Annotated in this window: 13 protein-coding genes and 1 pseudogene; 11 read left to right on the top strand and 3 right to left on the bottom strand. The window is 62.8% G+C overall.

Annotation, left to right across the window (positions count from 1 at the left end; genetic code table 11):
* Window positions 1-6: 6 nt before the first annotated feature.
* Window positions 7-774 (top strand): NAD-dependent epimerase/dehydratase family protein, encoded by a 768-nt coding sequence (locus Q7S20_05845; GenBank protein MDO8501344.1) that lies wholly within the window; start codon window positions 7-9, stop codon window positions 772-774.
* On the opposite strand, the gene Q7S20_05840 is transcribed toward Q7S20_05845, so the two are convergent.
* Complete coding sequence (locus Q7S20_05840; protein MDO8501343.1) at window positions 715-3,225, bottom strand: SMP-30/gluconolactonase/LRE family protein; 2,511 nt, start codon at window positions 3,223-3,225, stop codon at window positions 715-717. The genes Q7S20_05845 and Q7S20_05840 overlap by 60 nt on opposite strands.
* A 153-nt stretch (window positions 3,226-3,378) precedes the next feature.
* On the opposite strand from Q7S20_05840, the gene Q7S20_05835 reads away from it, so the two are divergent.
* From Q7S20_05835 to Q7S20_05810, 6 genes are all read left to right on the top strand, one after another.
* On the top strand, window positions 3,379-3,723 hold the full coding sequence (locus Q7S20_05835; GenBank protein ID MDO8501342.1) for a YbjQ family protein: 345 nt from the start codon (window positions 3,379-3,381) through the stop codon (window positions 3,721-3,723).
* A 56-nt stretch (window positions 3,724-3,779) separates the two neighbouring features.
* A complete protein-coding gene (locus Q7S20_05830; protein ID MDO8501341.1) occupies window positions 3,780-6,665 on the top strand; it encodes a hypothetical protein in 2,886 nt (961 codons plus the stop codon).
* Window positions 6,662-7,111, top strand: a complete 450-nt coding sequence (locus tag Q7S20_05825) for an HNH endonuclease signature motif containing protein (protein MDO8501340.1) — start codon at window positions 6,662-6,664, stop codon at window positions 7,109-7,111. Before Q7S20_05830 ends, Q7S20_05825 begins: the two co-directional genes overlap by 4 nt.
* Window positions 7,112-7,270: 159 nt before the next feature.
* A complete protein-coding gene (locus tag Q7S20_05820; protein MDO8501339.1) occupies window positions 7,271-7,429 on the top strand; it encodes a hypothetical protein in 159 nt (52 codons plus the stop codon).
* Window positions 7,430-7,668: 239 nt separating this feature from the next.
* Window positions 7,669-9,912, top strand: a complete 2,244-nt coding sequence (locus Q7S20_05815; GenBank protein ID MDO8501338.1) for a hypothetical protein — start codon at window positions 7,669-7,671, stop codon at window positions 9,910-9,912.
* 122 nt (window positions 9,913-10,034) lie between these two features.
* Window positions 10,035-10,883, top strand: a complete 849-nt coding sequence (locus Q7S20_05810) for a metallophosphoesterase (GenBank protein ID MDO8501337.1) — start codon at window positions 10,035-10,037, stop codon at window positions 10,881-10,883.
* Window positions 10,884-10,893: 10 nt separating this feature from the next.
* Here Q7S20_05810 and Q7S20_05805 read toward each other — a convergent pair whose 3' ends face one another.
* The gene (locus Q7S20_05805) at window positions 10,894-13,029 is read right to left on the bottom strand and encodes a prolyl oligopeptidase family serine peptidase (protein MDO8501336.1); all 2,136 of its coding nucleotides are present in this window, start codon (window positions 13,027-13,029) and stop codon (window positions 10,894-10,896) included.
* 176 nt (window positions 13,030-13,205) lie between these two features.
* Between Q7S20_05805 and Q7S20_05800 the strand changes: the two genes are divergently transcribed.
* From Q7S20_05800 to Q7S20_05785, 4 genes and pseudogenes are all read left to right on the top strand, one after another.
* Window positions 13,206-13,757, top strand: coding sequence for a LemA family protein (locus Q7S20_05800; GenBank protein ID MDO8501335.1), 552 nt, complete (start codon window positions 13,206-13,208; stop codon window positions 13,755-13,757).
* Entirely contained in the window at window positions 13,754-15,484 is a 1,731-nt protein-coding gene (locus Q7S20_05795; protein MDO8501334.1) for a DUF2207 domain-containing protein, read from the top strand. The genes Q7S20_05800 and Q7S20_05795 overlap by 4 nt, the downstream gene beginning before the upstream one ends.
* Window position 15,485: 1 nt before the next feature.
* Window positions 15,486-16,082: a rhomboid family intramembrane serine protease gene (locus Q7S20_05790; protein MDO8501333.1), complete on the top strand. Its 597-nt coding sequence runs from the start codon at window positions 15,486-15,488 to the stop codon at window positions 16,080-16,082.
* Window positions 16,083-16,421: 339 nt separating this feature from the next.
* Window positions 16,422-17,903, top strand: a pseudogene (locus tag Q7S20_05785) (DUF885 family protein).
* 20 nt (window positions 17,904-17,923) lie between these two features.
* Here the strand turns inward: Q7S20_05785 and Q7S20_05780 are convergent.
* Window positions 17,924-20,398: a DPP IV N-terminal domain-containing protein gene (locus Q7S20_05780; GenBank protein ID MDO8501332.1), complete on the bottom strand. Its 2,475-nt coding sequence runs from the start codon at window positions 20,396-20,398 to the stop codon at window positions 17,924-17,926.
* Between the last annotated feature and the right edge of the window lie 6 nt (window positions 20,399-20,404).

Genomic DNA, 20,404 nt, shown 5'->3' with positions numbered 1-20,404 from the left:
GTTGCGATGCGCATCCTGATCGTTGGCGCTACAGGTCACATCGGCACCTACCTTGTACCGCGGCTCGTAGCGGCGGGGCATGAGGTCGTGGGAGTCAGTCGTGGCTTGCGGCAGCCTTACCACGAATCCCCTGCGTGGCAATCCACTCGCCTTGTTGTGATGGATCGTGTCGAAGCGGAGCGGAACGGGTCGTTCGGAAAGGCCATGGCTTCTCTCGAGCCCGACGTGGTCGTGGATTTGACCTGTTTCGATCTCGGCTCAGCGACACACATCGTGGATGCGCTGCGGAATCGAGTGAAGCTCTTCATTCATTGCGGAACGTTGTGGGTGCACGGTGTGCCGCAGTCGCGTCCGTATGACGAGACCGCTCCGCGCAAGCCGTTCGGTGAATACGGCATTCGAAAGGCGCAGATCGAGCGGTTCCTGCTCGACGAGGCTCGCGCCGGCTTTCCCGCGTCGGTGCTGCATCCCGGCCATATCACCGGCAGAGGCTGGCCACCGATCAACCCCGCGGGGAATCTCGACGTGACCGTGTTCGAGCGGCTCGCGCGCGGCGACAAGGTTGCCCTCCCCGAAGATGGAATGGCCACGCTGCAACACGTTCACGCAGACGACGTAGCGCAGGCATTCGAGCCGCGCTGCAGCGCGCTTGCGGCGGTGCGCGATGCAGTGGACTCCATGACTGAAGGCGCTGATGACACGCGGACCGGGGACCTATCGAGCAGGACTGACCATCATCTCCCGCGCGGACATTCTCTTGGTTCCGGGCCATGAGCGCGCGTCGCCCTTGATCGCGCGCCACAGGATTCGATTGAACAGCTCCTCGTCCGCGATGTCTTCCTTCTCAAGCGCGAGCTTCTTCGATTCTTCCGCGCCGATTCCGACTCTCGGATTCCGCTCGTCGAGCGACACCGCCGGCACGAGCGCCACATAGGGCGTGACGTCGGGCTTCGATGCCCAGATATCTCTCAACGGGCGGCCGAAGTGATCGAACTGCGACATCGTCCCGAGCTTCAACAGCTCCTCGATCGTCGCGATCACATCGGTCGTGTTGATGAATCGGTGCACGACCCCACCGCGCGACCACGGCGATATCACGAGCATCGGCGACCTGTGCGAATCCACGTGATCCGAACCGTTCTGCGCATCGTCCTCGAGCACGAACACGGCCGTGCTCTTCCAGAACTGGGTCTTCGACAACGCTTCGATCATCCGCCCCAGCGCGAGATCATTATCCGCCATGAACGCCCTCGGCGTCGGCTTGCCAGCCGAGGCACCCGACGTATGGTCGTTCGGCAGCCGTATGATCTCGAGCGCCGGCATCTTGCCATCGCGCTCGAACTTCTGCAGCTCGGCGATCCATATATCCGCCCGCTTCTGGTCGGGGATCTCCATGCTGAAGCCGGGATAATCCTGATTGGTGTTGGCGGCCAGGTATGGCTTGTTGGCGCGATATCCCGGAGGCCTCGAGCCATCCGGCAGGAAGTCGAGCGGAATCACGAACTCGCCGTAGTTCCGGAAGGTGATCCCTGACTTCTGCGCGAGATTCCACAGATAACCGGACCCCGGCTCCGCCACATCATCGTCAGGAATCTTTCCGCGATTGGTCCCCTCGTAATCGTAACTCCGTCCACGTCTCGAGTAATTCGACGGAACGGTCTTCTGCAGATAGTCGGACGCATACGCGGCGGTGGACCAGTTGTGCCCGTCCGGACTCACCTCCGCGTTCACGAAAAACCGGTCGAAGATGCCGAACCGCTCGGCGAGCGCGTGATGATTCGGCGACACCGGTCGTGGGAAGAAGAGCAGCGAGGTATCGCCGTCCGCCTGGCGCAGGTCGCCCAATACCTGATCGTAGGTGCGATTCTCCTTGATGACATAGATGACATGCTCGATCGGCGGATAGCTTGCGCCCGGCCGTGCGACATTCCAGCCGTTCGCGCGCTCGACTCGCGCCGAGTACTGCGCCAGCTCGGCGGAAGTGGCGCGGGCGGCGTCTATCATCATCACCGTTCCCGAAAGCTGGCCGAGCGTGTAGAGACGAGGGTTGGTGCTACGTCCATTGAGCGGGTCCGGTCCACCAGGATTCGGGCCCGTGCCGCGCCCCTTGGCGTTCGCGACGAACAGTGAATCGCGCGTAGCCATCAGCGCGGCGGGATACCAGCCAGCCGGAATTCGCCCGGCCAGTCGGTTATTGCCTGTCGCAGTGGGGACTCCAGAGATTGCGGGCGAAAGATCGAACACGCCGACGGCGTTGTTGTCGCCTTCGGCGACGAACAGCCGGTGGCCGTCAGGCGACAATGCCAGCGCGTTCGGCGTGCTTCCTTCGCTCGGTCCGGCGGGCGGTGCATCCATGAGCTGCATGATGACTTTGCGCTCGCGCGTATCCACTACAGCAATGCGGTCGGTACTTCCCGATGCCGCGAACAGCCGCGAGCCATCGTGATTCAGCAGCAGCGCCGAAGGATGGCGTCCCACCGTGATGCGGCCGGCGCTAACAACGGTTTCACCCGAAGGGGTGAACACCGAGACCGTGGAACCACCCCACGCCGACACATAGACAGTTCCATCCGGCGCCACAGCCACGCCGTACGGATACCGCTCGGTCGCGAACCGCTGCGTCACCCTCCCGGTCGCAATGTCCACCACCACCAGCGAGTCCGCGAGATTCTCCGCCACGTACATCGTTTTCCCGTTGGGCGACATGCCGATGCCTCCGGGATATTTCGTTCCTGACTTTCCTTTTTCTTTTTTCGCGAGGACGAACGTGTCGGCCGGTGTAGCAGCGCCATTTGCCCAGTCGTAGGCGTACACTACGTCTTCGTCACCACCTGAAGCGTACAGCCGCTTGCCATCGGGGCTGAACGCGAGCCCAAGGAATGCAGCGGGTTGTACGAGCGTCTGCGTGACCTGTCCGGTGGCCCGGTCAACGATCTGCACTCCCTGGTCCCTGTATCCATTGAGCAGCAGCACGATGCGGCGCCCGTCGGGAGAAGGAACGAGTGCGAGAGGCAACGACCCCACATCGGCGATCTTGCCCGCGGGATCGAGGCGCACGCCAGTGGGAAGCCGCGGCGCTTCCGTAGTGGACGCGATGTCACTCGATGGAGAGGTGGTGCAGGCGCTGACTAGCGCGAGCAGTGCGAGAAGACGTGATAGCTGCATGAGACGGTTTGGAGAGGAAATGCGATGAGTGGCCGGGAGTATGGGACCGGATGGGGGCACTGGTAAGGGTTACGCGCTACCCGTTACCCGGGCGGAGCACGTGCCGAACCTCTGCTTGCATCTCGCTCTCCTTTTGCGTTCCTTCGTGTTCAGCGGAGGATATGCCGCACCCGACGCGCCGTCAAATCGAGGCCTGAGACCCGGAGAACAGAAATGGGCATGCGACCAATAGCGCACGACATGACGACGACCGCGATGACTCTGGAGGGCTATCGTGCCACCCAGACGCTCGGCGTGGTCAGGGGCGTCACAGTGCGATCCCGCTCCATTCTGGGCACAGTCGGGGCATCGCTACAGACACTCATCGGCGGCAATATCACGCTGCTCACCGAGTTGTGTGAGAAGACGCGGGCGGAGGCCTTCGAGCTGATGCTGAGGCACGCCCAGGAGCTGGGCGCGAATGCCGTTGTCGCAATTCATTATGATGCCACCGAGGTCATGTCCGGCGTGACGGAAGTTCTCTGCTATGGGACAGCGGTCGTAGCCGTGCGCGCCTAGTCACTCACATATTGACGCGGCTCCCCAATTCACCAGCTCCCGGAGACAGTCCGAGCATGCATCACTCCACCTTCCGCACCATTTGCTTCGCACCATTCGTGCTTCTTGTCACTATCGCGGCGACTCCGCTCGCCGCACAGCCAACTGACTCCGCGCTGCTCTCCAGTTTCCGTTGGCGGAACATCGGGCCCGCGAGCATGGGCGGCCGAGTGGTGGACATCGAAGCGGTGGACACGAGCTTCACAACGGTGTACGTCGCGTCGGCGTCCGGCGGCATTTTCAAGTCGGTGAATGCGGGGACTACCTGGCAACCGATCTTCGACAATTACGCGTCGGCATCCATCGGGGACATCGCGCTCTTTCAGCCGAACCCGGAGATCGTATGGGTCGGCACGGGTGAAGCGAACAATCGCAACAGCGTTGCGTGGGGCGACGGGATCTACAAGTCCGCCGACGGAGGCCGCACGTTCCGGAACATGGGGCTGCGCTCGACCCACCAGATCGCGCGCGTCGTCACGCATCCGAATCAGGCCGACATCGTTTACGTGGCCGCGATCGGTCACCTGTGGGGATACACCGGCGACCGCGGCATCTTCAAGACGACCGACGGCGGCATCACCTGGACCAGGCTCGGCGGCGGTCTCCCCGCCGACGGACGCGCGGGTGCGATTGACCTGGTGATGGATCCATCCAATCCCGACGTTCTGTACACCGCCTTCTATGATCGCCTTCGCAAGCCCTGGACTTTCACGAGCGGCGGGCCGAGTGGCGGCATCTTCAAGTCCACCGATGGCGGCGCGACGTGGAAGAAGCTCACCGTTGGATTGCCGCCTGGCCTGACAGGGCGCATCGGACTCACGATCTCGCGGCAGAACCCGCAGATCCTGATGGCGATCGTCGAGGCGGAACAGACCAACGATCTCGCGCGACCCGGCTCAGGCATCTACCGCTCCGAGGACGGCGGCAATTCCTGGAAATACCTCAACACGTACAACAACCGTCCGTTCTACTACAGCCAGATCCGCATCAACCCGCTGGACGACAAGCGTGTCTACGTCCTGACGACCCGGTTCATGGTGTCTGATGACGGCGGAAAGACTTTCCGCAACGGCAGTGCCGACGAGGAGATTCACGGCGACTTCCACGCGATATGGCTTGATCCGAAGAACGCCAACCGCTACTACATCGGCGCCGACAAGGGATCATCGCTCACGCACGATCACGGTCGCAGCTTCACGTTGTTCGACAACTTCGCCATCGGGCAGTACTATCGTCTCGGTCTGGACATGCGTGATCCGTACTACGTGTACGGCGGTCTCCAGGACAACGGCACATTCGCCGGGCCGAGCTTCACCCGCGACGTGCGCGGCATTCTGAACGACAACGCGTGGAAGGTGCATTGGGGTGACGGCCAGGACATTCAGATAGATCCAACCGACTGGCGTCGCGTCTACACAGAAGCGGAAGGGGGAAGCTTCCGGCGCTACAACGCCGAAACGCGCGCGATCACGAACGCACGTCCCACTCAGGCGAACGTCGTGAACTATGCGGAAACCCTCGGCCCGAACGCACGCGGCACGGGGATGTTCCGCTTCAACTGGTCGGCGCCGCTGGTCATGTCGCCGCACGATCCAGCCACGCTCTTCCTCGGCGGCAACCATCTCTTCCGCACCACCGACCGCGGAGAGAGCTGGCGCATCATCAGTCCTGATCTCTCGACGAACGATTCAGCGAAGACTCGCATTCAGCATGGCGGCATCACGCGCGAGAACACGGGCGCCGAGACTCACGGTACGATCACATCGGTCTCACAGTCACCGATCGCCAGGGATGTGATCTGGGTCGGAACCGATGACGGAAACGTTCAGGTAACGCGCGACGGTGGAATCCGGTGGACGAACGTGCGCGCCGCGGTGCGGAGTGTCCCGGCCGGCATCTGGGTGGACCGCATAGAAGCGTCGCATTTCGATCCGGCGACGGCGTACGCGGTGTTCGACGGCCACCGCAGCGAGCGGCTCACGCCATGGATCTTCAAGACGGCGGATTACGGAAAGACATGGACGAGCATCTCGGCGAACATTCCCGATGGCCAGGCCGTGCATGTCGTGCGCGAGGACCTGCGCAATCCGAATCTTCTCTTTGCGGGGACCGAGTTCGCTGTTTATGCATCGCTCGATGGCGGAAAGCACTGGACACGTTTCATGAACGGCATGCCGACGGTCGCCACACAGGATCTGGTAATCCATCCGCGTGACAACGATCTCGTCGCCGGAACCCATGGACGCAGCATCTTCATCGCGGATGACATCACGCCGCTCCAGCAGATGACGCCAGCGGTGATCGCGGCGCCGGCGCATCTCTTCGAGCAACGTGTCACGACGCTCTGGGAGAGCGTGAGCCGCGGCGGACAGCGCGGCCATTTCTGGTTCGCGGGCGAGAACCCGCCATCGGTGGCGCCGAGCGGCACACTTCCGCGCGCGGGTCTCACTCACAGTGCGCTCATCGCGTACTACATCAGGAGCGCTCCGGCCGCCGATCCCACGCTCGAGATTTCCAACGGCCGTGGAGTCACGCGGACCGTGACGCTGCCGCGCAGCACAGGGATCAATCGCTACAAGTGGGACCTCCGGTTCGTCACGGCTGCGCTGACCGATGCGCAGCGTCAGACGATCGCGCAGCGTTTCGAGCAGCTCATTCGCGCCGGCGGTGAGGAGCAGTCGAGCTACCAGCAGGCATACGCGCGGTATCAGGCCGCGACGACGGACGCACAGCGCCGAGAGGCGATTCAGGTACTGCTGGATGCGGGAGGGCCGCTCGCCAACGAGCTGCGCGGCATGACTGTCGGGCCGGGCACGTATCGGCTGACGCTCGTGGTGGACGGGAATCGCTACATGAGCACTCTCGTAATCCGCGCCGATCCGATGCTCGGGCGACAGCAATGAAGCGGAAGCAAACTGGATCGTCCCGCCGCCGCCGCGCCGGCCCAGCCCGAAAACAGCAGGAACACACATCGCAGCCTACATCGCGCAATGCCTACATGGAAACGCGAGAGTGGCTTCTCGTGAAACACGGCCCGGTCTGCGCTTACTGTGAGCGAAAGATCCGGCGCGATCGCATCACGCTCGACCACGTAACTCCGCGGAAGGGCAAGACCGCCTACGACCGGCGCGACAACCTCGTGCTCGCGTGTCCGGCGTGCAACATTGACAAGTCCGACAAGCCTTTTCTTGCCTTTCTGCTCGCGCGGAAATCGCGCGCGGTTGCCATTCTGAGGTATGGAGACCATCTCAGCGGCATGCTTCTCAAGCTGGCAAGCGAGATCGCTGGTCCTGACGCAACAGCGCTCGCCGCGAAGCTGGCCGATCCGGACTATCCCTACTCGGATTGAGGAGCAATTTGCTTCTGGCTTGCTGGAGCCGCGTTTCCGGAGCACTATACCAGCGACCTGATAATCAGTCAGGCCGAGAACCATGGCGGAGCGATGCATTCAAGGTTGGCCACGAGTCTGGCGGCTGTAGGAACCATTTGTCTTTCCTTTGGAGGGGTAGTGCTCGTGATCGCTCTCCTCGCCATCCGAAACGGAGCGCGCCCCGGATTCGGTCCAGCCGGTACGCTCGGACTCAGTGCCGTGGTGATCGGCGCGATCCTCGTCGGCGCGGGGGTGATGCTCGATCGCTCCCGATCCGCGGGTGAAGCTGGAGGTTGAAGCCCCGGTTGACACTTCGCCGACGCCACATGTGACACCAGCATAAACGACAGGGCAATCCGGCTTTCAACTTGCACTGGAGCGAAGCATGCACCCCATTGGCTGGCTCATCGATGCAATGACGCTCGGTTCCGACCGCCCCCTGCGGCGCCTCCTCGCCTACTATGCGATCCTCGCGGCGGTTCTGCTTATCGTGTCGTATTTTTTTCCCGATACCCAGCGGCTGTTGCTGGGAAAAGGTGCCGGCGCGTCGCCGGACGGCCCTCATCGCGAAAATCTTCCACGACCAGGGCAGCGCCTCGCATCCAGCGGCTCCGGTGGGCGCCGCTCCGATTCTCGACGCAGTCGGCATCCTCCATCCCAGGCCGATGCTCGTTGTCATGCCCGACGACCCCCGGCTAGGCGAGTTCCGGAAGGACTTCGCCGGCATGCTGGGCACCATCGAGGAATATCCGACGGTACCCAAAGACGTGCGCGGATTTGCGGGCGCCGCTGAAATTATTGACAGCGACGAGCTGCTGAAGAAGATCAACGAGGACCCGCAGAATCAGGTAGATGCTCGCGCATTTCTCCGCGCACGACTGGTTGATATACTGCTCGGCGACAACGACCGGCACCCCGGCCAGTGGAAATGGGCCCGTCTTCGGAAAGGCTCCGATGCGCCGTGGGAGCCGATTACGCGCGATCGCGACAAGGTATTCGTCTCGTATGAAGGATTGCTGCTGAACGCCGCGCGCTTCGCGGCGCCGAGTCTCGTCACATTCCGCGACGTGTATCCTGATGCGACGGCTCTGTTCCAGAACGCGACAGACTTCGACCGCCGGCTTCTCGGCAGCCTCGACAGGACAACGTGGGATGCCGTCGTCGCCGGTCCGGTGCGGACGATTGACGACGCAGTGATAGACAAGGCGGTTGGCGCGATGCCGGCGGAGTACGCCGCGTCGTCGGGCCGCATCGCCCAGATCCTCCATGCACGCCGCGACAAGCTGCCCGAGGCGGCCGGGCTCTATTATCGGCAGCTCTGGTCGGTAGCCGACATCCACGGCACCGATTCGGCCGAGAAGGCCACTGTCGTTCGCTCCGCCGACGGTGCTGTAGATGTCAGCATGCAGTCAGGGGGCAAATCTCCGTATTTCCATCGCCGCTTCGATCCGCGCGAGACCAGTGAGATTCGGGTCTACCTTCACGACGGCAACGACTCGGCGATCGTCACCGGAAATGTTCCGCGCACTATCAAGGTGCGCATCATCGGCGGCAACGGCGACAATTCATTCGTGGACATGTCCACGGTCGGGGGCGAGAAAAATCCGACGCGTCTCTATGACGCAGGGAGCACGCAGAAGGTGAAGTATGCCCGCGATACGGTGGACGAGGGCAAGGATGAAGCGACCGCGCTGAATCACTACTTCAATCGTCGGCCGTGGGTGCACGCTTTCGGCACGTCCATGCCGCCGATGAAGGATCACGGCAGCTCAATCGAGCCGCTTGCCGGTATCAAGACCGGGCACGGACTCGGACTCGTTCCGCGAGTCGGCGTCGCCCGCTACGCATACGGTTTTCGGCGCGTTCCGTACTCGAACATGGTGAAGGCAGACGCTGCCTGGTCCACCGCAACCCATGGATTCCAGGTCCGCACGGACGCGGACAAGCGGTTCGAGAGCTCCGATGTTCACCTGGCCGGGGCCGCCGGCATGTCGCAGCTCGATGTCATTCAGTTTCGCGGCTTCGGCAACGACGTTCCCTACATCGAAAGCAGGTTCTATGATGTAAGGCAGACCCAGTGGCAGTTCCGCCCGGCGGTTGGATTGTCTTTCGCGCCAGAGAGCGACATCTCACTCGGTCCGGTCATTCGCTATGCGACCACCGATAGCACGCGCCAGCGTTTCATATCAGATGAGAGGCCGTACGGATTCACGCGCTTCGGCCAGGTGGGAGCACAGCTCAAGCTGCACTACGATACGCGAGAGGCGCGAGCCACCATAAGAAATCGCTCCGTGCTTGATGTAGCCGGGAGCGCATATCCGGCAATTTGGGATGTGGCGAGCGCGTATCAGGCAATCGAGGCGGTTGCCGTTTCCTATCTCACACTTCCCGTGGCCACGAGTCCCGTGCTTGCATTGCGCGCGGGCGGCAAGAAGCTGTTCGGCGACTTTCCGTATTTCGACGCGGCGTTTCTCGGTGGAGGCAGCTCTTTCCGTACGGAGCATCGTCAGCGCTACGCGGGTGACGCGTCCGTCTACGGTACCACCGAGCTTCGTGTTCCCATCGCGAAATTCCCGTTAATTCTTCCGCTCGACGTTGGAGTGCTCGGCTTCATGGATGCCGGCCGGGTCTATGTGGACGGCGATTCACCGGGCGGTTGGCACAGGGCGAACGGTGCGGGGTTCTGGGTTGGCGCAATCAATCCCGGCCTGAACGTGAATGTTCTGTTCACGGATCGCGCCAACCGGCGGACGATGGTGAATCTCGGGTTTGCTTTCTGATCGCGTCGCTCGCTCGACGATCGGTGTGGCTCGTGGCGTTGACCATGCTCGCGGCCACCTGTAATACCGCTGACCGGCCGACGCCATTGCCACCCGTAGGTGCTTCCCTCGCGGAGGTTGCGATGAGCGGCGCCGTGGTGCTGCTCGCGGCAGGGGACATAGCGATGTGCGGCCCGAGCGGAGACGAGGCGACAGCGGCGATCGTGGACAGCGTGCTGAGAGCGGACAGCGTCGCGAACCTCCCAACCGTCGTCGTAACGATGGGGGACAACGCATATCCATCGGGGGCGAGGGGATCGAACAATATTTTCGCGCGCTGCTTCGCGCCCTCCTGGGGCTCCAGGCGGATAATGGACGCCCTCCGCCCTTCGCCGGGAAACCACGATTTCGAGAACAGCAGCGGCGCAGGATACTACAGTTATTTCGGTGACAGGGCGGGGCCCGCGGGAAAGGGCTATTACAGCTTTGACATCGGCAAATGGCATGTCATCTCACTGAACAGCGAGCTGGTCGTGAACCGTAGGTCGTCGCGCGAGGCAATCGCTCAGGAAGAGTGGTTGCGCGCCGACCTTCGGGATCATGGCAAGCCATGCACGCTAGCCAGCTTTCACCATCCGCTTTTCACCTCGGGCCCCCACGGCCCGTCGATCGAGATGGAGAGTGTGTGGCACGTCCTATATGAAGCCGGAGTCGATATCGTCCTGAACGGACACGAACACCATTACGAACGCTTCCTCCCGCAGACACCGCTGGGTGCCGCCGACTCGGTCAAGGGCATAGTGGAGATCGTAGCCGGTACCGGCGGTTCCGTACTGCGGGGTGTGAGTGACCCGCCCGCCCCCAACTCCGCTGCGCGGGTGCACGGATACTTCGGTGTCCTGAAGCTGAAGCTGGGAGACGGCGAGTATCGGCACGCTTTCCTTGATACCAGCGGGCGGGTCTGGGATCGAGGTGCGGGCAAGTGCCACTAGCGAATACGGTTTAGCGGCTCGCCCCTGTCGCGCGGCCGGACGCATTGCCGGGCACGAATTTCCGCTCGAAGAATTTCGCCGTTGCCGCATCCACGCGCACCCAGTTCGCATGCCGCATGAAGTGGTGCGTGTCGTCTGGAATGACCAGCTCTTCGAACGGAACGCCCTGCGCCAGGAGACGGCGAGCGAGATCCACCGTCTGACTGAAGCGGACGTTACGGTCGTCGTCGCCATGAATGAGAAGCACGGGCGACTTCCATGTCTTCATCGAGGACACCGGCGACGATGTCCACGCGATCTCCAGCGCGCGCGAGAGGTCAGGCGCCTCCTCGTGGCGATCGCGATTCATCAATCCCCGCGCGCGCTCGGTGGTCCAGTCGTGCACTCCATGCATGTCCACTCCCGCGGCGAACAGATCGGAGTTGCGCGCGAGCGCCATCGCGGTGAGAAAGCCGCCGTACGACCCTCCATAGATCCCGACGCGATTCGGATCCACGAACGGCTGCTCTCGCAGCCACTCGGCGGCTGCACGTACGTCAGTGTACTCTGACGCACCCTGCGAGCCGGCCTGCTTCGCCTGCTGAAAATCGCGTCCGTAACCGATGCCAAGGCGATAATTCACCGAGAGGACGACGAATCCGTGACTCGCCAGATACTGATTGAGCGCGTAGGCGTTCGAGTAATAGTCGGAGTAGTTCCAGCCGAGCAGCATCTGTCGGGGCGGGCCGCCATGCACGTAGACGATCGCTGGCTTGCGGCCAGTCGCTCCGCCTGCGTTGAACAGCTGAGAGTGCACCTCCAATCCGTCGGGTGACTTGATCACGACTCTGGTGGGAGTGACGAGCCGCGTGGGGAAGTCCGCTGGAATGCGGTCGGCGCCGATCCACACCGGCTTGCCTCCATCCACCGGCATGACCGCCGGGAGCGGCGGCCGTTGCGCAGTCGCGCCGATGAAAGCGATGGATTTGCCGTCAGCGGTCACGAATGGCGTCCACTCGAGTCCGGCACCCGGCGTCATCACCTTCGGCTCCGCGCGATCCACGGGAACTTTCACGATGTGACGGCGATCCATGTCGTTCGCATCACTGCCCGCATTTCCGGCAAACAACAGGAACCGCCGGTCGGGACTCAGCGTGATGTACTCCGCCATGTAATTGCCCGGCGTCAGCAGCAGCGGTGCGCCGCCGTTCTCTCCGACCGAGTACAGGTGCGCCTGACCATCAGCGTTGGAGAGAAAAACGATCCGTCCGTTCGCGGCCCAGTGCAGATTGGTGCCGCCCTGCGTTGACGGGTACGACTTGTCAGGCGCGTCCCAGAGCAGCTTGCCTTCTCCCGTCTTCGCGTCGGCGGTCCAGATCGCCCAGTGCCGGCGTGGACGGACGAGAATGGAATCAGGAGCGCCGCCGCTTCCCGGCGAGCGCACGAATGCGATGCGTGTCCCGTCGGGCGACCAGCGCGGTGAAGCATCGCGAGAGGTAGTCGGCGCGATCCACAGGATCGGTGTTGAATCATTCGTGAACACGCCGACAAATGCGTGATCCCCGCGGCTGGAAACGAAAGCCAGCCGGGTGCCATCTGGTGACCACTGCGGATTGCCGAGATCTCCGTTCGCCGAGAACAGTTTCTTTGCCGCTGAGGAGCCGTCAACGGGGACTGTCCAGATCTGGCGGTCCTTGATGAACGCCAGCCGATCGCTGCGTGGAGAAAGCTCGGGATCGTCTCCGTCGGCCAGCATCTTCGGCTCGCACCCAGTGCCGGGCGACGGACACGCGAACGACAGGCTCCAGATCTGAATTTTGGGGGCTGTGGGATTCGATGTCGGATTTGGCGGCGATCCCTGCCAGTTGGCGGAGTGCTCGCCGCCGCGCACGTAGATCACGTACTTCCCGTCCGCACTGATCGAGATGCTCGTCAGCTCCTGGCCGTCGTCAACGCGATAGCCCGTGAGCTGCCGTGCCTTCCATTCCGGACCTTCTGCGGCCCATAGATTGCGAAGTCCTCGTTCGTTGAACGCCCAGGCAATCCTGCTTCCTGACGAAGCCGCCGTGAGCTCGTTGGGAAACGGGTAGCTCTTGATCTGTTCTATTGTGAACGGAGTCTGTCGCTGCGCTTCTGCGGTCGCCGGAGCAAACACGAGAGCGAACACTGCAAAGGCGCGAGAAAGGTTTGTTGGCATGAGATTAAAATCGGCGGCATCACGCGCGGCTGCGCAAGAGTGGTGCGTTGAAACACAGATGCACACGGTGTCATCTGTGGCCATCTGTGCATCTGTGTTTCATTTTTTCATAGGGATTCGCCAGGCAAAAGCACCGGGAGACGATCTTGGGCACCATTCTGATCCTGATGGGAGTTGCGGCCGTGATCTGGGCCGCGATTTCGTTCAACCGGCTCGTACGGCTGAGGAATCAGGTACGCACCGCATGGGCCGACATCGACGTGCAGCTCAAGCGGCGGCACGACCTGGTTCCTCAGCTCGTCGCCGCGGTGAAAGGATACGCGGGGCATGAGCGCGGCGTGCTCACTGCCGTCACCGAGCTGCGCGCGCAGGCTGTCGCCATCACGAGTCCGGCAAAGCTCGGCGAGACCGAAGCCGCCCTGGAACAGGCGCTGACCCAGCTTTTCGCCCTCAAGGAAGCCTACCCGGATCTCAAGGCCAACGAGAGCTTCCTTCAGTTGCAGCGCGATCTCGTCGAAGTCGAGGACAACCTCCAATACGCACGACGCTTCTACAACGGCGCGGTGCGCGACTTCAATACGGCGATTCAGCGCTTTCCGGACATGCTCGTAGCGCACGCGGCTGGCTTCACCGAGAGCGAGTTCTTCCACGCCGACGACGAGGACCGCGCTGTGGTGAAGGTAGAATTGCCGTCATGAGACGCATCGCGCTCGTGCTCGCGCTGCTTTGTGCGGCTACTCGGATCGCCGCGCAGGAGCGCATCCTCTCCTACGACACGCAGATCGAGATCCGCACCGACGGCCGCCTCGACGTTACCGAGCGCATAGCGGTGCGGGCCGAGGGCCAGCAGATCCGTCGCGGAATCTATCGCGATTTTCCGACCCGCTACACCGATCGCTTCGGCAATCGCGTCAGAGTGGATCTCCAGGTTCTCTTCGTCGAGCGCAACGACGTCATGGAGCCGTGGTTCACCGAGCGGATGAGCAACGGAATCCGCATCAACACAGGCAACGACAGCTTTCTGCCCGTTCCGGCCGAATACACCTATACGCTGCGCTACCGCACCACGCGGCAGCTCGGCTTCTTCGCCGATCACGACGAGCTTTACTGGAATGCGATTGGCACGGGCTGGGTCTTTCCGGTCGAGAAGGGCACGGTCGAGGTGCGACTGCCTTCACCTGTGCCGCTCGATCTAATGCATGCGGAGGGTTACACCGGTCCGCAGGGAGCGAAAGGAAACGCGTACGTCGCGGAGCTGCACGCGCCCGGCGTCGGGCGTTATCGCCTCACTCAACCGCTGGGTGCTCACGAAGGATTCACGGTCGTACTGACGTTTCCCAAGGGCCTGATACACCAGCCGACCGAGGCGGAACGCGCCAGATTGTTCCTCGCTGACAATCGCGGCGTGCTGGTGGCGCTGGCTGGCCTGGTCGTCATGCTGCTGTTCATGCTGCGCGAATGGCGACGCGTCGGCCGGGATCCGCAGAGCGGAACCATCATCGCTCGCTACGAGCCACGCGATGGACAGACTCCGGCGGGACTTCGTTTTCTCCAGCGCATGGGATACGACTTGCGCTGCTTCACCGCCGACGTTCTCGCGCTCGCCGTCGCCGGCCGGCTGCGTATTCATCAGAACGAACGGATCTTCAAGGACGAATGGCAGCTCGAGCGTACCAGCACGTCGTCACCGGCGCCGGCGCCGGTGTCGCTCGGGCAGCAGATGCTGCTCGACATGCTCTTCCAGGACGGTACGGGCACGCTGGTCTTGAAGAACACGAACGCTTCCACGGTTTCTGCCGCCCGCGAAGGGCATCAAGAAATCCTGAATCAGGAATTCCAGCCCCGCTACTTCAAACGCAACGGAAAGAAGGTGGCGATGGCCGTTCTAATCGCCGTACTCACGGGAGTCATCGCCTTCGTGACATCGGGCGGGTTCGGCATTCCGGCAATCATCGCCGTGCTCGTGTTGATGCTCGTCGCGGTCGTCGCCTTCGCGTGGCTCATACGCGCGCCAACGCCCGAAGGCCGCGCACTGCTCGACGAGATCGAAGGGCTGAAACTTTACATGAGCGTGGCGGAGCGGGACGAGCTGAAGAGCATGCGTGGTCCGGACGAGCCGCCGCTCGATGCGAAGCGGTATGAGGCGATGCTGCCGTTCGCTGTCGCACTCGGTGTGGAGGACGCGTGGACGGAGAAATTCACGATCGCCGCAGGCGCCGCTGCCGCCGCGGCTGCAGCGAACAACATGGGCTGGTACATCGGACGCGGTCCCATCACGAATCTCGGGGAATTCACAAGTGCTGTCAGCTCCGGGCTGAACTCGACGATCTCCTCGGCGTCGAGCCCGCCCGGAAGCGGCTCGGGGTCCGGTGGTGGCGGGTCATCGGGCGGGGGTGGCGGGGGCGGAGGAGGAGGAGGGCGATGACATGCTGACGACCACGGTGACGAGGAGCGTATCCGGCACGCTCAAGGCGCAGGCGACGGTGCTGGGCGGAGCGCTCGCCGCGATGTGGGTGATCTTCATCGCGAGCTGGCTGTCTGGCGGCGCCCTGCTCTCGCTCGGCGTCATTCCGCGTACGGCAATCGGCCTCCGCGGCATCCTCTTCGCGCCGTTCCTTCACGGCAGCCTGAACCATCTCGTCGCCAACAGCATCCCGTTCGTGATACTTGGCTGGCTGGTGATGCTGCGCGACTCCAGGCACTTCACGGTCGTTTCGCTTGTAGCGATGATCGGATCGGGAATGATGGCATGGCTGATCGGCGCCCCCGGATCGGTCCACATCGGTGCGAGCGGCGTGATCTTCGGCTATTTCGGATTCCTGATGCTCAGCGGGTGGTACGCGCGCAGTGTGGGCAGCATTCTGCTGAGCGTTCTGGTCACGGTCATGTGGGGCGGGCTCTTATTCGGCGTGATGCCTGGACAAGTCGGTATCAGCTGGCAGGCGCACCTCGGCGGATTCATCGGGGGCGTAGTTGCCGCCCGGGCGTTCAGAGCGCCGAGGTCACCAGCCGGCGCTGGCTGATGACGGCGGCGTAGACGGCGGCGTAGACGGCGCCGCACCGACGATCCATATTCGCCGGCACGAATAGATCCGCCCGGCTGTGCCACAACCACATCAGACCGTCAGCACATGACCCGCTCCGTCGCCTTCTTCGCTGTTCTTCTGATCTCCACCGCCAACGCGAACGCCCAGACCGCCGCGTCGAGCCGCTTCGATTCCCTCCGGTCGGTTCCTGCGCTCACGGCACTCGTCGGTCAGCCGTCGAGCGAGCTCGCCAACGTCGTAGACCGGTTCTCGCGCGATCTCTCAGCTATGAGCCGCCGGTATGACGCCACTGATTCACCGAGCCAGCGGTGGAGGATGCGCGACTTCTACACTGCGTGGAGCGGGCGCGTCGCAGAGCTGGACTTTGACAAGCTGAGTCAGGAAGGCAAGACTGACTACGTGCTGCTGGCCAATTACGTGAAGCATGAGCTCGATCTCATGGACCGGCAGGACAGACTGAGATCCGAGACGGCGGCGTTGGTCCCCTTCGGCGACACGCTGCTCGCGCTTCAGGATGCGCGCCGGGATCTCGCGACGGTGAACCCTCGCGCGGCGTCCAGCACGCTCGCGGCCGTCGCCCGGCAGGTGGACAGCCTGCGCGCATTGTTCGAAGCGACGCCGGCACGCCCGGATTCATCGGCAGGCGGTAAAGCTCGCCCCCTGCCGTCCGCGCCCAAAGTCTCGAAGACAGTCGCCAATCGCGGCGCGAATGACATTGATGAGATCCGGTCGGTCGTGAAGAACTGGTATCAGTACTACGATGGATACGATCCGTTGTTCACGTGGTGGATGAAGGACCCGTACAAGCGCCTCGATGAATCCTTGACCCGTTACGCGCGCATCCTGCGCGAGCGGGTGGTGGGTTTCAAGCCGGGAGAGGGCCAGTCGTCGGCGAACAACGGCCCGATCATCGGCGATCCGATCGGGCGGAAAGGGCTCGAGGAGGATCTCGTCCACGAGATGATTCCGTACACTCCGGAAGAGCTGATCGCGATCGCCGGGCGTGAGTACGCGTTCAGTCTGAGCGAGATGAAGAAGGCGTCGCGGGAAATGGGATTCGGCGACAACTGGAAAGCGGCGATGGAGAAGGTGAAGAACACGTACGTCGAGCCGGGGAAGCAGCCCGATCTCATCCGCGATCTGGCGCGACAGGCCGAAGCGTTCTTCGACCAGCACGACTGGGTGACGATTCCGCAGCTCGCGCGCGACGACTGGCGCATGGAGATGATGAGTCCAGAGCGCCAGCGGGTCGCTCCTTTCTTCCTCGGCGGCGAGTCCATCATCGTGTCGTATCCCACGGCAGATATGACGGAAGAGGAAAAGCTGATGAGCCTGCGCGGCAACAATCCGCACTTCTCACACGCCACCGTCTTCCACGAGCTGAATCCCGGACATCATCTCCAGGGTTTCATGTCTGCCCGGTACAACTCACACCGCCGGCTGTTCGGTACGCCGTTCTGGAGTGAAGGCCAGTCGCTTTACTGGGAAATGTTTCTCTGGGATCACGGATTCCAGGTCACACCCGAGGATCGCATCGGTGCGCTTTTCTGGAGGATGCACCGGAGCGCGCGAATCATCTTCTCGCTCAACTTCCATCTCGGGAAGATGACGCCCGACAAGGCGGTTCAGTTTCTCGTTGACACCGTCAACTTCGAGCGGGCGAACGCGGAAGGCGAGGTGAGACGCTCGTTCAGCGGCGACTACTCCCCGCTCTATCAGATGGCGTACATGATCGGCGGGCTCGAGCTTCGCGCGCTCCACAGGGAGCTGGTGGACTCGGGGAAGATGACCGATCGCGCGTTCCACGACGCTGTGCTTCAGGGTGGGCCGATGCCGATCGCGATGGTGCGTGCGCGGCTGGAGAACCAGCCGCTTACGCGCGCGGGGCCGCAACCGTGGAAATTCGCTGAAGAGCTGCCCCCGCCGGTTCCAGCACCCGTGCGTGGCGGATAGGTAATGCTCGAGGGAGCCGCCGGCACGACGATCTCATACTCTTTCGGCGGATCGGCATTCAACAGGTACCGCACGAAATAATCCCACCGTCGCCGCGTCATGTAGTTGCTCGCCGCAGCGTAGCCGTGTCTCGCGTTCGGAATCATCAGCAGATCGAAATCCTTGTTGGCCTTGATCAACGCGTCCACGACGAGGTCGGTGTTCGAGGGGGGGACGTTGTCGTCCATCGTTCCGTGCGCGAGAAGCAGGTGACCCTTCAGATTCTTCGCGATGTTCTGGTTTGCCTCGACGTCATAGTTGTCCGGTGCGTTGCCGCTCTTCACCAGCAATCCCTGATAGCGCTCACCCCAGTCGTCCTCGTAGTTCCGCTGGTCGTGATTTCCCGACTCGGCGATCCCCACCTTGAAGAAGTCCGGATAACGGAACATCGCGTCGGCGGTGATGAATCCGCCGCCCGAGTGTCCGTACATTCCCGCGCGCTCGACGTCTATCCACGGGTAGCGTGAGGCCAGCTCCTTCATTGCGGCAACCTGATCTGGCAGCGTGTTGTCGCGCCCCATCGCTCCGTAGTACGCATCGTGAAAGCTCTTGGAACGATTCGGCGTTCCCATGCCATCCACCGCGATCACCACGAACCCGAGCTCGGCAAGCGCCTGGCGGTCGCCTCGCGCTGCGCTGAAGCTGCGCGAGCCGACGCTGCCAGACTGAGGACCCGGATACGCATTGTTGATGATCGGGTACCTCTTCGTGGAGTCGAAATTGGTGGGGCGGAACATCAGGCCGTAAAGATCCGTCTTGCCGTCGCGCGCCCTTGTGACGATGGGGATCGGCGGCTTCCATCCGGCGGCAAGGAGCTGGGAGATATCGGCCTTCCCGAGTGCCATCAGTGAGCGGCCATTCTTGTCGCGAAGCACCACCGTGGGAGGGACGTCCGGCTTCGACCAGCTGTCAATGAAGTACCGCCCGGTGGGCGATACCTGGATCGAATGGTCGCCGCTTTCCGGCGTGATCGCGGTCCAGCCACGACCGTTCAGTTCCACCCGGTAATAGTGGCGGAAGTGCGGGTCTTCGCCTGGAATGCGCCCGAGCCCTTCGACAAGCAGGGTGCGACGCTTCTCGTCCACATGCTTGATTGACTGTACCGGACCGGCACCCGTCGTGATCTTCTGCTTCAGCTTCCCCGTGGTCAGATCGTACAGGTAAAGCTGCGCCCAGTCGTCGCGCTCGGACGACCAGACAATTTCATTCAATGGCCAGATCACGCGCCATCCCGCCACCGACTCGAATTGCGTCGGCGAGGTCTCCTCGAAGATGGTGCGTACCGTTCCCGTCGCGGCATCGGCCAGCTTCACCGTGGCGCGCTTGTGATCGCGCGACGTGCTGACATACGCGAGACGAGACGCATCGGGACTCCAGACGAGGTCGCCCATGTCCAGATCGTCGCCGAGCATCGCGCGGTGGAAGTCGGGTGGAGTCTGGAGACGGACGATGGTGCGCGCACCCATGTCAATGATAACGCGATGAATCATCGCCACCACGCTGTCGCCCGGAAGCGGGCCCTTCCACGTGGACAGTCGCTGATGTCCGACGCGCGTGTCCAGAAGGAACATGTCACCGACATTCCGCTCGTCCTGCTGCTGCGTCGCGATCTTCTTCGAGTCCGGCGACCAGAGCAGGATCGCCCGATCGCTGTGGACCCAGCCCGCGTTGTCCGTCGCGTATCCGAAGTTCTTCACACCGTCCGTGGTGAGCTGAGTTTCGCGACCAGTGGCGACGTCCCGCACCCAGAGGTTCCAGTCGCGGATAAAGGCGGCGCGCTTTCCATCCGGAGAAAGGACGACGGGAGGTGTCGCGGGACTCGCGCGTCCGCCGGTCTGCTGCGCCGATGAATCGACGGCGTTGCAACTTCCACCGCTTACATCGCAACTCCAACGTCTGGTGCCGATCACGAGCGTGACGCGGAGGCCGTCGGCTGAGAGCTCGGCGCGCTGCGCGGGGATGTTGCGTGGATCGATCGTCCCCGCGCCGGCGCGAGTGAGCGCCTGCGCAACCTCGGGCGCCCTGAAGAGCGGTGCGCGCGACTTCTTCGCCGGATTCACGATCACCCAATCCGCGCCCGTCGCAGTGACGTCTCTATAGTAGAAACGGTCGTCGGGAAGCCAGGTCGCCGACACAGTGCCACCGATGACCAGCGGGTTCACGTTGAAGGAAAGCATCTTCGCTGCGCGGTCGTAATCGGCGGCTGTCAGCGTTTGCTGCGCATGAAGCGTCGCAGGGGCGGCGACAAGGGTGCCGCTGGCGAGAAGAACGAGCAGGCGGGAGAGAGATCCGATGTGCATCTGACA

This window comes from Gemmatimonadaceae bacterium (assembly GCA_030647905.1).
Classification (GTDB): Bacteria; Gemmatimonadota; Gemmatimonadetes; order Gemmatimonadales; family Gemmatimonadaceae; genus UBA4720.
The sequence above is the reverse complement of the archived record's forward strand: the minus strand, read 5'-3'. Positions and strand labels throughout refer to the sequence as shown.

Coding starts and splice junctions, on each gene's coding strand:
- Q7S20_05835 (MDO8501342.1), top strand. CDS start 3,379: ATGGGCATGCGACCAATAGCGCACGACATGACGACGACCGCGATGACT.
- Q7S20_05780 (MDO8501332.1), bottom strand. CDS start 20,398: ATGCACATCGGATCTCTCTCCCGCCTGCTCGTTCTTCTCGCCAGCGGC.
- Q7S20_05830 (MDO8501341.1), top strand. CDS start 3,780: ATGCATCACTCCACCTTCCGCACCATTTGCTTCGCACCATTCGTGCTT.
- Q7S20_05790 (MDO8501333.1), top strand. CDS start 15,486: ATGCTGACGACCACGGTGACGAGGAGCGTATCCGGCACGCTCAAGGCG.
- Q7S20_05795 (MDO8501334.1), top strand. CDS start 13,754: ATGAGACGCATCGCGCTCGTGCTCGCGCTGCTTTGTGCGGCTACTCGG.
- Q7S20_05810 (MDO8501337.1), top strand. CDS start 10,035: ATGAGCGGCGCCGTGGTGCTGCTCGCGGCAGGGGACATAGCGATGTGC.
- Q7S20_05825 (MDO8501340.1), top strand. CDS start 6,662: ATGAAGCGGAAGCAAACTGGATCGTCCCGCCGCCGCCGCGCCGGCCCA.
- Q7S20_05845 (MDO8501344.1), top strand. CDS start 7: ATGCGCATCCTGATCGTTGGCGCTACAGGTCACATCGGCACCTACCTT.